Below are 13,797 nucleotides of genomic sequence, written 5' to 3'. Positions count from 1 at the left end.
CCATGAGTAAACGACTCTACTACAGTTGCTGCTCCATTGCTGCCCCTCATATCGGCGTTATTATCGACGATATCCTAGATGGCAGGCAGGCAGGTGACGAGGTATACTGGGCTTATTGTCATACTGCACTCACCTCCTGTTGGATGAACCCTGATGGTTATGACAGTGTCTGCCGGTTCTGTCACCGTATGTACCATGAATACCAACGCGTCTTCGGGAAAGGCGTACACATGCTGCCCGTGAAGAAGCCGGACACGAAACACCAAAATGTCACATTTGACTTTCAAGATGCAGAAGCACTACGTAACTTCGTATACCGTGATGTCGAGGTAGGAAACGCCATCCTTTCCATGTACTATACCGGTACCCGTGACCTGGATCTGAAGCGTTTCGAAGAGTTTCACGATTTCGCAGTCCCACTAATTGGAGAACTCTGCAATCTCGTAGACACCGCCTATCTACTGATCAAACAAGTCAGACCAGACATCATTGTCATTCATAACGGCCGCCTCTACGAGAACCGTCTTTTCTACGACATCGCCAAAGCACTGGGCATCCACTTCAAAGCCGTGGAGACCGTAGGCGGACACGGAGAGCCGTATGCGAAGATGAGCTACCATGACGAGTTACCTCACAACATCAAGATGTGGGACAGAATGATTAAGAGACTCTGGGAGGAGTCGCCGGAGTCAGACGTACAAAAGCGAGAAACCGCAGCTTCATTCTACGAGAAACGACGCAAGGGGCAGTTGGTTGTTGACGTAAAAGTCTATGTCGCCGATCAGGTCACGGGATTGCTTCCTGAAGGCTTTGATCCCAACAAGAGGAACGTCGCCATCTACACATCCTCGCAAGATGAGCTTGCCGCCTTAGGAAGAGATGTGAACGGCGGTCAACTCTTCGATAGTCAGAGCGATGCCATGGGATATATCTTCAGTCATTCTCCTGCCAACATCCACTACTATCTACGTATCCATCCGAACCTGAAAGGTGTGAACTACAAAGATCATACCGACCTGTACCAATATGACAGTTTCCCCAACGTGACCGTCATCGCACCGGAGAGCAAAATCAGCAGCTATGCTCTGATTGATGCCTGTGAGAAAGTCATTTCGTTCGGTTCGTCTGTTGGCGTGGAGGCCAGCTACTGGGGGAAACCATCCATCTTGATAGGCCACTCTGCGTACGAAGGACTTGATGCTTGCTACGTCGTTAAAGAAAAGGAGGAAATCATTCCTCTCATTGAAGGCAATCTAGATGCTAAGCCACAACTTGGTGCCCTGAAATATGCCTATTTCCTGCTTGACAGGAAATACAAGACGGACAAAACCCATATTGACATTGACGTGAGGACCAGAACATACCGATGGACTTTCACTTTCGCTTCGTATTTGAAACTGTGGAACTCTCAGACCCTCTACCAGATGGCTTATTTCTGGTATTGTATCCTTCTTCGTCGGTTCACAAAGAAAAGACACAATTTTCCTTGGAGATCTGCATAAGTTCATACCTATATATATAAATAAAGAGGGCACTTCATTGAAGCGCCCTCTTTATTTATTGAGAACGGACTGATTAGAAATCCATGTTGTCCAGTGAATCACTGAAGTCCTTCGGCTGGTTTTCTGCCGGAGCCTCCTGTGTTGGTGCGTTCTGTTCACCATGCTGTCTCTCGGGACGAGAACGGTGCTCACTATTACGACGGTCACCACGCTCAGGACGGCGGCGCTCACCACTACGATCGCCACGCTCACGGCGCTCTCCGCGGGCAGGACGCTCAACGTATCCCTCAGGCTTTTCAATTAGCACACGATGAGAAAGCTTGTACTTTCCCGTCTTAGGATCGATCTCAAGTAACTTCACCTTTATCTTGTCACCTTCCTTGATACCGGCCTCCTCAACAGTCTCAAGACGCTTCCAGTCGATCTCCGAGATATGGAGCAGACCATCTTTACCTGGCATAATCTCCACGAAGCAACCGTAAGGCATGATGCTACGGACTGTACCCTCGTAGATTTCACCAACCTCGGGAATCGCAACAATGGCTTTGATCTTGGCAATAGCTGCGTCGATACTCTCTTTATTAGGTGCAGAAACCTGTACCTTGCCAACACCCTCGACCTCATCGATAGTGATGGTAGCACCTGTATCCTCCTGCATCTGCTGGATAATCTTTCCGCCCGGGCCAATAACAGCACCAATGAATTCCTTCGGAATATCGAATGCCTCGATACGGGGAACCTGAGGCTTCATCTCTACACGAGGCTCAGCAATCGTGTCGGTCAGGCACTTCAAGATATGTTCTCTACCTGCCTTGGCCTGCATGAGTGCCTTCTCCAGAATCTCGAACGACAGACCGTCGCACTTGATATCCATCTGAGTAGCAGTCAGACCATCCTTCGTTCCTGTGGTCTTGAAGTCCATATCACCCAGGTGGTCCTCATCACCGAGGATATCGGAAAGTACTGCATACTTGTCCTCACCGGGATTCTTAATCAGACCCATAGCAATACCCGAGACAGGCTTCTTCATGGGCACACCAGCATCCATCAGAGCCAGCGTACCAGCACAAACAGTAGCCATTGAAGAAGAGCCATTAGACTCAAGAATCTGGCTGACCAAACGTACCGTGTAAGGGAAGTCCTCGGGAATCTGACCCTTCAGACCGCGCCACGCCAGATGACCATGACCAATCTCACGACGACCTACACCGCGCTGAGCCTTAGCCTCACCCGTACAGAATGGGGGGAAATTATAGTGGAGAAGGAAGCGCTGATAGCCGCGCTCCAGCACATCGTCAACAAGCTTCTCGTCGAGCTTTGTACCGAGGGTACAGGTCGACAGCGACTGTGTCTCACCACGAGTGAAGATAGAACTTCCGTGAGGCATAGGCAGCGGAGAAACTTCGCACCAGATAGGACGAATCTCGTCAGTTTTACGACCATCGAGACGAATACCCTCGTCGAGAATACAACGACGCATAGCATCACGCATCACATCGTGGTAGTAGCGATCCATCATCGCCTCATACTCGTCCTTGCAAATCTCTGAATCAGCAGTAATCTCGGGATGAGCCTCAAAGAACGCCTCCTTGAAGTCAGCAAGGATCTTATCGAAAGCCTCAGCACGTGCCTGTTTCTCAAGTGCCTGCTTAGTGATGTCGTAGGTGGGTTGATACAGCTCCTTGTTCATCTGCTCACGCAGAGCCTCATCGTTCACCTCATGATCATACTCGCGCTTCACATCTTTACCTAACTCTTTGGAGAGTTCCGTCTGAAGTTCACACATCGGCTTGATAGCAGCCATAGCTGCCTTGAGGGCGCCGATCATATCCTGTTCTGACACCTCTTTCATCTCACCTTCCACCATCATGATGTTTTCGGCAGAAGCACCGACCATGATATCCATGTCGGCCTCCTTCATCTGCTCGAAGGTAGGATCGATTACATACTCACCGTTGACACGGGCTACGCGCACTTCACTGATCGGGCACTCGAAAGGAATGTCAGAACAAGCCAAAGCAGCAGAGGCAGCAAAGCCAGCCAAAGCGTCGGGCTGATCCACACCATCTGCGGAGAGTAGCATCACATTCACAAACACCTCAGCATGATAGTTAGAGGGGAAGAGCGGGCGGAGCACACGGTCCACCAGTCGTGATGTCAGGATTTCGTTGTCGCTGGCCTTGCCTTCGCGCTTGGTAAATCCGCCGGGGAAACGACCGGCTGCACTGTACTGTTCACGATAATCTACCTGCAAAGGCATAAAATCTGTTCCGGGAACTGCATCTTTTGCGGCACAAACAGTGGCGAGCAATACGGTGTTGTTCATACGGAGAACAACGGAGCCGTCGGTCTGTTTTGCCACTTTCCCGGTTTCAATGGTAATGGTACGTCCATCAGCCAATTGAAGGGTCTTTGTAATTACGTTCATCTTGTTTAAAACATCTAAAAAATAAAAAATGCAAAGACAGCGAAAACCGAACTCAGAAAGCCCGCATATCGCTAAAAAGTGCTGTCTGCTTTCGTGTTCGCATTGTCAAAATGCGGGCGCAAAGTTACACATTATAATATAAATAAACAAAAAAATGATGATTATTTTTCGTTTTTTATGAAAAAAGGCATACCTTTTGCATCCAGCGTATATCACCGTGCTCGAAAAAACACAAATAAATTTGGTATTTTGGTTGCTTATTTGTACCTTTGCCATCTGAAAACTAAAGACAAGATGAAAAAGACAAATATTTGGAAGGCGACAGCCATGATGCTGAGCGCCATGGTAATAGCCTCATGTAACAACAATAAGTTCACAGTGGAGGGACAGATTGGTAATGCCAAAGACTCTGTGCTCTATTTTGAGAATGTGGGAATCGAGGGTATCAGTGTGCTCGACTCTGTAAAACTCGACGAAGCCGGCGACTTCTCCTTCAGCGAGGAGGCTACGGCAGCCCCGGAGTTCTATCGTCTTAGGATTGCAGACCAAATTATCAATGTGAGCATCGACTCCACTGAGACAGTAAAAATCAAAGGCGATTACCCTGACATGGCAACAAATTACACCGTCAGCGGTTCAGACAACTGTGAGAAGATTAGGGAGTTGGCCTTCAAGCAGATCAATCTGCAGAACCGTGCCATCGCCATCCAGCAAGACTCCTCACTCACTGTGGAAACTGCTAACGACAGCATCCTCAAACTTCTGGCCGACTATAAGAACGACGTGAAGTTTAACTATATCTTCAAAGAGCCTTTTAAGGCTTACTCTTATTTCGCTCTTTTCCAGACTTTGGGAAACTGGTTGATTTTCAATCCACGCACCGACAAGGATGACATCAAGGTCTTTGCCGCCGTTGCCACTAGTTGGGATACTTACTACCCACATGCCGAGCGCGGTCAGAACCTACACAACATCGCTATCGAGGGTATAAAAAATCAGCGCATTATAGCAGCAAAGAATGCAAATCTGGAGGTTGACGCCGACAAGGTAAAGGAGGCTGGTGTTCTTGATATCACTCTGTTGGACAACAAGGGTCAGGCACGTCACCTTACAGACTTGAAAGGTCAGGTGGTACTGCTCGACTTCCACGTCTTTGCCTTGGATGACTCTCCGGCCCGTATCCTAATGCTTCGTGAACTCTATAACAAATACCACGCTCAGGGACTTGAGGTTTTCCAAGTATCGCTCGATTCCGACGAACATTTCTGGAAGCAGCAAACGGCCGCTCTACCTTGGATCAACGTACGTGATGGCGATGGTGTCAACTCAGAGCGTCTGATGATGTACAATATACAGGCCGTGCCTGATTATTTCCTGATTGATCGTGGTAACAACCTCGTGAAGCGCGCCGCCCAGATCAAGGATCTGGAGGCAGAAATAAAGAAACTGCTTTAAAGAAAGAATCTGTTCATATATGCAAGAAAAAAAAACTTTTTCTTGCATATATGAAACCTTTTCATTACCTTTGCACCCACAAAAAAGAAAAGTCGGCATAGCTCAGCTGGTTAGAGTATCACCTTGACATGGTGGGGGTCCTTGGTCCGAATCCAAGTGTCGACACTCATAAAAGAGCCCCGCAAATGATGTTCATTTGCGGGGCTCTTTTATTTCTCCAACACACAAGACTTAGAAATCCACCCTATAGGCAATATTCGGGAAAGTAAGCGACGTGAACTTATCTACAATTTCATGCGTTCGGATGTCGAAAGTTTGCCCTTGGAAGGAGCGTATTCCAAGATACTCCAAGATAAAGTGATGAGCCGTCTTCCTGCCATTGAACGTATACTTCACAGAGAAGGCATAGCCCACATTTACACCTTTCATCTGCTTGCTGTATGGATGATCACCATCTTCAGGAATTGATCTATCAGGACGCGACACGACATCTTCATAGGTGAACCCCTCTGGCATTGGCGTATATCGCTCACCACCCATCAGAGTTAATCGGCCATTGAGACCAAAGACATTCTTATGATTCCGACCAACCATCCACTCTTTACCACCTAAGAGGTTGGCGATATAGCCACGATCGAGACGCGTATGATGCCACACTCTCTGGGCATCACGGTATTCCGACTTGAATACCGTTGCTGTCAGCATGCCATAAAAACCGTCCTTCAGATAGCGTTCCAACGTGAAGTCGATACCGTAGTTGCGGCCTGCTCCCGTGTTGACTAGTGCTTTGTCCTGAAAGAACTTACGGTGGTTGATAATAGAATAGGTTGTGCCTTCTTCTACAGGCACATCAAAGAGATACTGCCAATAAGGTTCAATCTTCATCATGGCATTATCTCCCAAACGCTGAGCAAACGATGCAGAGACATAGTGCGAACGGGTAAGACCGAGATTCTTATTAGGAGAAGGACATCCAGACTGAGCATCCGGCAATAGTACGAAGTAAGCATCCGTCGCCTCCTTACGACTATTCTGTGCATAAGCCACAGAGAATGTGCTCAAAGGAGATGTCTTATACTGTACACTGAAACGAGGTTCTACGCTCCACTGATTATTGAGATTGAACCACATCACATTGACACCAGCCACAGTTGAGAGGCGACTACTGATAGAAACCTTATGGTTAGTATAAAAACGGGTCAGCCCCGTATTCCCGTCCGACTCGTAGACACGATATAACGGACCACCTACGATACTAATATGATCAAGCTTTGTACAGAAATCCATATGCTGGTGTTCGAAACCATTCTGCATGGTGTAACGTGAGGAGAACTTATGCTGATGTTGTATACTGGTGATGATATTCCATGACTTGTTACGACCAGCCATGTCGGGCATCTTGTTGAGCTGCTCATCATAGTCGTTCACTCCTAATTTGGTATAACTTCCCGTATAGGCGATGCTAGTGCGCAGAGTACTTCCCGCACGGAAACGGTAGATATGCGTCAATCCTGTTGCCCAGTTACGCTGACGCGACCATGAATCGTTCGTGTCCCACAACGTCTCTCTCTCCGACAATTCTGGCACCTTATTTTCGTAGTTATCAATCAGACTCGTAAACCATACAGAGAATGTGCCTGCATGGGTAGTGGGGAAGTTCAGCTTGAAGCTCAGATCCTGATAGTCGATTGTCTCCTTGTCCATATTGATAGCATGCATCTTCTTTGCAAGTTCAAGAAAACTATAGCGGTAATTCACGAGGTACGAGGCTTTTGAATTCCTACCCAACGGTCCCTCTGAGGCGACATCAACACCTAGGGTACCCACTTGAACGGTATGTTCGTACTTCGTATTATTTCCCACACGCATCTTCATATCGAACGCTCCAGACAAAGCATTACCAAACTCTGCCGGCATAGCACCTGTGAGGAAGTCGCTGTTGGCCAGCACCGTACCATTGAGAGAGGTAAAGATTCCACCACCTGCCTCCGAGATATCCGCGAAGTGGTTGGGATTATTCACCTCAACGCCCTCCACACGCCACTGTAACATCTGTGGCGAGTTACCGTGGATACTGATGCCATTCGTAGCACCACCAGAGGCCACACCCGCGAACATCGAGGCTGTACGAGCAGGATCGGCCATACCACCAGCATAACGATTGGCCTCTTCCACACTGAACATACGTGCGCCCACTTGCGCCATCTCATTGAGTGGCATCTGTTTGTTCACACGTGGTTTTACGACAATCTCGTGAAGAGTGGATACACGTTCTCGCATCTGGAGATTCAACACCATTTCTTTTCCTGAAGAAAGCAACTGTTCCTTAAGTACCACCGGCTCATAGCCTACATAACTAGCCTTTATGGAATGTCGTCCAACAGGCACTTTCATTATGACAAAGTTTCCGTTCATATCAGAGACGGTAGCGGTACTGCAGTCATTGTCAACCTGAATTGTCACACCAATCATCGGCTCTCCCGATGCCACATCGTTCACTTGCCCACGGATTGTCTGTGTGGCTTGTGCCCCTGCCACCATAGGGAACAGCAGCATCGTTATTATAGCTGCTATAGAAAACAATCTTTTCATTCTTTCTTAATTAATGTTTCGTTTATGTGTTACTTTGCTAAATCCTTCTATTACTTTTTTCTGACATGCATCTCTCCAGACACTATACTATCAGGCAATAGCCTAACAATATTTCTGTCTGCAAAAGTAGGGTATAATAAGTGCAACTCGGTTGCAAAAAAACTCTTACTTACCAATACTCCTTGTCTTTATTAGACGAGATGAGTATCCAAATAGTTGCAATACCATTACTTTTTCGTCAGATATCTACTTTTCATCATATCGAGCAAATAACAACAAGAGCCACAAGGGAACTATTTCTCCTTTGTGACTCTTGCTCGTTGGAAGAACAACTGTCCGTTCGCTATCTCTGGGGTACGATTATCCGATAATTACCACTCAGGTGCATAAAGGCAAAAAGGCGAAGCAGACCATCATAATAAGCATCGAAATAACCATCGTCGAAAGGTTCGTGTTTGGCATTCCAAAGAGCATCCACGAATTCCTTGCTTTTATCATGACCACACATTATCGACGCAGCGGCAGACGTCGCCACGAGACCAATACTATGACGTAGTTTCCGATAACCACCAGCCTGCAGAATCTCATCGCCTTCGGGGAGCGATCCATCAACTCGATACTGATCGACAAATGTGTCAACACCTTGACTATAGAGAAAGTTCTGGATCTTCTCGCCATATTGGCGCTGCCACTCACCGTCAGCACAGCTCCACTCGTAGTCAAGAGTGATGTTCATCGGTACACGCCATGAATCATAGCGGAAATTATTGTTACCGAAACGACGGGGTGCGCCCTGCTGATTCTGAGACACGCCTGGGAAACGAGGCATCTGCATCTCACTACCATCATACTGACACATGTCGGCATTCAGGCCCGTCTGCTCATTGATGGCCTTGTGCAGAAACTCACGACTTTTCTGGGCACACTCTTTCCAGTAGTCACTACGCCCGTCGTCTGCCCACTTCGCCCATACTTCGTAGAAAGCAGGGATATGATAACTAGGATCGGTATAGCGCTGCCCGAAACCATCAGGTGTAAAGGTAATCAGCTGTGTCTCAGGATCAATCAGGTACATCTTCTGCGGACCTGTCTGCTGGGGACCAAAGCCAGGAAATCCACCATGACGAGGCTCTGGCTCATACTCTTTGGGTTGAATGCAATCAAGGATGTGCTGTGCCTCTGCCTTGTAGTTGATGCCGGTATCGTTTCCCCAACGATTCGAGGCGAAAATCAATGAGGTAATGAAATAGAGTTCTCCGTCGGAGGCTGCGCCCTCTGCATTATGTGTTCCATCGGTCTTACAACTCCATGCGAAGTAGCCTTTACGGTTGCCATCCTGATGCTGCATATACTTCTTACTCCATCGCCACAGACGGTCAAAGATATCCTTCTCACCGAACTGCACTGCGATCATCATCCCATATGACATTCCCTCGGTACGTGCGTCGTGGTTTTTCACGTCAGAAACATAGCCCATCGTATCGCCCACCTCGAAATAAACCTTGTTAGGGCCACGGAATACATCGTCGAACACAGTCTTCAGTTTCGCGTCGACATCGACCTGTTTATAACCCATCTCCACAAAGAGATTTCGGTACTGGCCGGTTTCAAATCCACCTTTTTTCCAAGGCGTGAGCGCCATCATTTGGATGGTCAGCATCATCAGTGATGCTAGAATAATTGATTTCTTCATTTTTTTAAATAGTTGATGTCAGAATGTGTTTAGGTTTATCCCTTCTACAATTATTTTCCTAATAATGGCTGCAAAGATAATCATTTTTTTCGTAACTTTGCAGCAAACATCTAATAAAATGGAAGTCGTATTGGTCAGACATACCCGAGTGAATGTTCCTAAGGGAATGTGCTATGGACAAACAGACGTGGCAGTAGCCGACACTTTCGAACAAGAGGCTGCCGTTACGAAGCTGAATCTGTCACGACACCTACCCTTCGATCAGGTCTTTTCGTCACCGTTAACGCGAGCACGACTGTTGGCAGTATACTGCGGGTATAAAAAGCCCGTGCTCGATGACCGAATTATGGAAATGTCGATGGGCGTATGGGAGATGCAGATGTTTGATGAAATCAAGGATCCTCGCCTTGATGCTTGGTATAAGGACTATATGCACCTGCCGACACCCGGAGGCGAGAGCTTTACCATGCTTTACCAGAGAGTGGCGACATTTCTCGACGAAGTAAAGACAAAACCCTACCGACGCATCGCAGTCTTTGCCCATGGGGGTGTGCTGCTTTGTGCAGGGCTCTATGCAGGACTATTCACTGAGCAAGAGACATGGAACAACTTGGTAGATTATGGTGGAATAGAAAAGATCACGATATGAAAAAGATCATTATGATTACCGGCGGCCAACGATCTGGCAAGAGTCGTCATGCAGAGGAACTAGCACTCCGTCTGTCGCCTCATCCCGTCTATCTGGCCACTGCACATCTCTGGGATGATGAGTTCCGCGAACGGGTGCGGAAACATCAGCAACGACGCGGTCCCCAGTGGACGAATATCGAAGAAGAGATGTACCTAAGTCGACATGACCTTACGGGACACGTGGTAGTAATCGACTGCGTGACGTTATGGTTGACGAATTTCTTTTACAAAACCTCTGATGTTGACCAAACACTCAAGACCGTCAAAGAAGAAATTGACCGCTTCACCGACCACGATGCTACTTTTATCTTCGTTACCAACGAGATTGGCAGTGGCGGTGTGAGTGAGAATGCCATACAGAGGAAATTCACGGATCTCGAAGGCTGGATTAACCAATATATCGCCCAAAAAGCTAACGAGGTTATTCTGATGATCAGTGGAATACCAATAAAAATCAAATGAGGACCTTCAATATCCAGATGCCCGACAAGTCTATGCGTCCGGCAATCCAGACAAAGATTGACAACCTGAACAAACCCAAGGGTTCACTCGGCAGGTTGGAGACGTTAGCCATGCAGATCTGTCTTATCCAACAGACTCTCACACCAAAGCTTCTTTCACCTTGCCATCTGCTGTTCGGCGGTGACCACGGCATCGAACGCGAGGGGGTCAGTATCTCACCACGCGAAGTGACGTGGCAGCAGATGATTAATTTCACCCATGGCGGTGGCGGGGTTAACATGTTCTGTCGCCAACACGGTTTCAAGCTACGTATTATTGATGTCGGCGTCGACCATGACCTGAGTGGCATTGATGGTATTATTCATCGTAAGATTGCCCGCGGCACCCGAAATTTTCTCTATGAACCTGCCATGACAACCGAGGAGTTCGACCAAGCCATCCGCATAGGTAGTAACCTGGTTGACGACTGCATCGCTGATGGCTGTACCATCCTTTCTATCGGCGAGATGGGTATTGCCAACACCTCTCCGTCAAGTATCTGGATGAGTCTGTTCGGACAGTTACCTCTCGAGACATGCATCGGTGCCGGAGCCGGTCTAGCCACAGAAGGGGTCTACCTCAAACAACAATTACTGAAACGGGCCGTCAACCACTTCCTAACTGACAATACCGTTACTTCGTTTTCTGTGGAAGATATCATCGCCTATTTCGGCGGCTACGAGATGGTTGCTGCCATCGGTGCCATGCTTCGCGCCGCAGAGCAACGCCTTATCATATTGATAGACGGATTCATCATGACGGCCTGCGCTTTGGCCGCCATCCAACTCTATCCAACCGCTAAGGAGTACATGATCTTTACCCACTGTGGTGACGAGAACGGACACAAGAAGATGCTTGACATTCTTCAGGTAAAAGCTTTACTCAATCTGGGCTTACGACTCGGTGAGGGAACTGGCGCCCTCTGTGCCTTTCCCATCGTAGACTCTGCCGTAAGGATGATTAATGAGATGGACCATTTTGAACACGCAAAAATTACTAAATATTTCTGACCACCATGGAGATCCATATTGACCCACTCCGTCCAAAAGACCAGAACTCATCAGAACGCTGTCGTTGGTACGATCGTACCTGGGCCGCCTTCATTTTCTTTACCCGTCTGCCCTTCTGGCGATTGCACAAGCCGCCTAAAACGTGTTATCAGGCAGTTGTCGAGCACTGGCCGCTCACTGGTTGGCTCACGGGCAGTACGATGGCCGCTATACTCTACTTTGGTAGTATGGTCGTACCCTACGCTATTGCTGTTATCACCGCCATTAGCATGCGAATGCTTATGACTGGAGCCCTTCACGAAGACGGACTGGCCGACTTTCTCGATGGTTTCGGAGGCGGAGGTACTGACCGCCAGCGTATCTTAGATATCATGAAAGACTCACACATCGGCACCTTTGGTGTACTAGGACTTTTCATATACGTATTGCTCTTAGGAACCGTCCTATTCTCCATGTCGCCTAAAATGGCCGCTCTAACCATCCTTGTCGCCGATCCTTATAGTAAGATGGTGACTAGCCAACTGATTATGATGATGCCATATGCACGACAAGAGGACGAAGCAAAGGCCAAAACCGTTTATAGGAAAATCGACTGGAAGGCTGGCATCAGTCTTGCCATTCAGGGACTGCTTCCCATGGCAACCTTTCTCTACCTAACCCACCTGTCATGGGAGATGGTTATCTTCTTACCTTGTCTAATAATGTATTTCCTCTACCTGCTCATCTGGCGTCGTCTACACGGCTATACCGGTGACTGCTGCGGCGCAGTCTATCTTCTGGTAGAACTGACAACCTGCCTGGTCGTCTGTACGTTAACAACAAATCCATGATGTCAACGCGACTAAACCAACCATCCATACCTCTGTCATCCGATTGATGCGAACAGCAATCAGCATATCTTCTTTCGTCAACAGACGATCATGATCACCAATATAAGGTTTATAGAAAAGTTCGCCAAAATAATAATGAGGACCACCAAAACGACAATCAAGGATTCCGGCAAGAGCGGCTTCCGGATAGCCGCTGTTGGGTGAGGCATGGTTACTACCATTGCACCAAACAAATGACAACAAGTCAAGCCTTCCCGACACAAGAATCATCAATAAGGCCGTAAGACGGGCAGGGAGATAGTTGGCCACATCATCGATATAGGCGGCCCAACAACCAAACGCTCTATAACGCTTCGTACGGTAGCCAATCATCGAATCAAGCGTATTCACCATCTTATAGGTCAGCATACCAGGTGTTCCTAATAGAGCCAACCAAAATAGTGGGGCGACCACCCCATCACTAAGATTCTCTGCAAGAGTCTCGAGGGCTGCAGTCATCACTTCCTGGGCAGAGAGCTCCGACGTGTCGCGTCCCACAATACGAGCCACCTGCCGTCGCCCCTCGTCTAACGACCGGTCGAGGGCGAGAAATACCTGACGTACCTCCCGAATGAGCGTCGTGCCAGCCAGACAGTAGAAAACCAACAGCATATCAAAGAGATAGAAGAGCACAGGTTGCCGGGTACCATCACTAAGAGGTATTGTGAACATACTAAACAGCTCTCTGAGAGCCCACATCACTCCAAAAACCAAAAGGATTAAAGTAACTGCCACCACAGCGCCCTTCAATTTGCGAAAGCGTCCCTTATTGAACCGATACTCACAGAACGAAATCATCCGTCCAAAGCACACCACAGGATGCGGTAACCGCACTCCCCGACTGTGTCCCCTTAACCGTATCCTCTGTGGATCACCGAGAACAAGGTCGAGCACCCAACCAAATAACAGAGACAACGGATTAATCATTGATAATGAGCCAATACGCTAAACCTTTTTTCTTCATTTATGATACTATTATGCAAAATTAGAAAAAAAAGCGCGAATCAACAACATCTCTCCCCAAGAAGTTGTATCTTTGCATCTCGGAACTTAAAAC

General features: G+C 47.8%; 10 protein-coding genes and 1 tRNA gene. 7 read left to right on the top strand and 4 right to left on the bottom strand.

All coding sequences use genetic code 11. The annotated features are described in order from the left end of the window. The first annotated feature begins 2 nt into the window (after positions 1 to 2). On the top strand, positions 3 to 1,502 hold the full coding sequence (locus BMY63_RS06060) for a hypothetical protein (RefSeq protein ID WP_091915371.1): 1,500 nt from the start codon (positions 3 to 5) through the stop codon (positions 1,500 to 1,502). 73 nt (positions 1,503 to 1,575) lie between these two features. Here BMY63_RS06060 and BMY63_RS06055 read toward each other — a convergent pair whose 3' ends face one another. After that, positions 1,576 to 3,930: a polyribonucleotide nucleotidyltransferase gene (locus tag BMY63_RS06055; RefSeq protein WP_091900157.1), complete on the bottom strand. Its 2,355-nt coding sequence runs from the start codon at positions 3,928 to 3,930 to the stop codon at positions 1,576 to 1,578. 294 nt (positions 3,931 to 4,224) lie between these two features. Here BMY63_RS06055 and BMY63_RS06050 point away from each other — a divergent pair, with 294 nt between their 5' ends. Together BMY63_RS06050 and BMY63_RS06045 are read left to right on the top strand one after the other, a co-directional pair. Continuing rightward, positions 4,225 to 5,385 carry a TlpA disulfide reductase family protein gene (locus tag BMY63_RS06050; RefSeq protein WP_091900158.1) on the top strand — a complete coding sequence of 387 codons (1,161 nt, stop codon included), beginning with the start codon at positions 4,225 to 4,227 and terminating at the stop codon, positions 5,383 to 5,385. Positions 5,386 to 5,476: 91 nt separating this feature from the next. Next, positions 5,477 to 5,550: transfer RNA gene (locus BMY63_RS06045), tRNA-Val, on the top strand. 66 nt (positions 5,551 to 5,616) lie between these two features. Here BMY63_RS06045 and BMY63_RS06040 read toward each other — a convergent pair. Together BMY63_RS06040 and BMY63_RS06035 are read right to left on the bottom strand one after the other, a co-directional pair. Next, positions 5,617 to 7,977 (bottom strand): TonB-dependent receptor, encoded by a 2,361-nt coding sequence (locus BMY63_RS06040; protein WP_091915369.1) that lies wholly within the window; start codon positions 7,975 to 7,977, stop codon positions 5,617 to 5,619. A gap of 343 nt (positions 7,978 to 8,320) precedes the next feature. After that, the gene (locus tag BMY63_RS06035) at positions 8,321 to 9,640 is read right to left on the bottom strand and encodes a family 8 glycosyl hydrolase (RefSeq protein ID WP_371113577.1); all 1,320 of its coding nucleotides are present in this window, start codon (positions 9,638 to 9,640) and stop codon (positions 8,321 to 8,323) included. A gap of 148 nt (positions 9,641 to 9,788) precedes the next feature. Here BMY63_RS06035 and cobC point away from each other — a divergent pair, with 148 nt between their 5' ends. The 4 genes from cobC to BMY63_RS06015 are packed head-to-tail and all read left to right on the top strand — an operon-like array spanning position 9,789 to position 12,701. Next, entirely contained in the window at positions 9,789 to 10,319 is a 531-nt protein-coding gene (cobC, locus tag BMY63_RS06030; protein ID WP_091900399.1) for an alpha-ribazole phosphatase, read from the top strand. Further along, complete coding sequence (cobU, locus tag BMY63_RS06025; protein WP_091900161.1) at positions 10,316 to 10,822, top strand: bifunctional adenosylcobinamide kinase/adenosylcobinamide-phosphate guanylyltransferase; 507 nt, start codon at positions 10,316 to 10,318, stop codon at positions 10,820 to 10,822. The genes cobC and cobU overlap by 4 nt, the downstream gene beginning before the upstream one ends. Continuing rightward, the gene (gene cobT, locus BMY63_RS06020) at positions 10,819 to 11,871 is read left to right on the top strand and encodes a nicotinate-nucleotide--dimethylbenzimidazole phosphoribosyltransferase (RefSeq protein ID WP_091900162.1); all 1,053 of its coding nucleotides are present in this window, start codon (positions 10,819 to 10,821) and stop codon (positions 11,869 to 11,871) included. Before cobU ends, cobT begins: the two co-directional genes overlap by 4 nt. Before the next feature lie 5 nt (positions 11,872 to 11,876). After that, positions 11,877 to 12,701: an adenosylcobinamide-GDP ribazoletransferase gene (locus tag BMY63_RS06015; RefSeq protein WP_091915366.1), complete on the top strand. Its 825-nt coding sequence runs from the start codon at positions 11,877 to 11,879 to the stop codon at positions 12,699 to 12,701. Here the strand turns inward: BMY63_RS06015 and cbiB are convergent. Beyond that, positions 12,684 to 13,667 carry an adenosylcobinamide-phosphate synthase CbiB gene (cbiB, locus tag BMY63_RS06010; protein WP_091915364.1) on the bottom strand — a complete coding sequence of 328 codons (984 nt, stop codon included), beginning with the start codon at positions 13,665 to 13,667 and terminating at the stop codon, positions 12,684 to 12,686. The genes BMY63_RS06015 and cbiB overlap by 18 nt on opposite strands. Positions 13,668 to 13,797: the final 130 nt, after the last annotated feature.

Source organism: Prevotella aff. ruminicola Tc2-24 (genome assembly GCF_900110895.1).
GTDB lineage: Bacteria > Bacteroidota > Bacteroidia > Bacteroidales > Bacteroidaceae > Prevotella.
The sequence above is the reverse complement of the archived record's forward strand: the minus strand, read 5'-3'. Positions and strand labels throughout refer to the sequence as shown.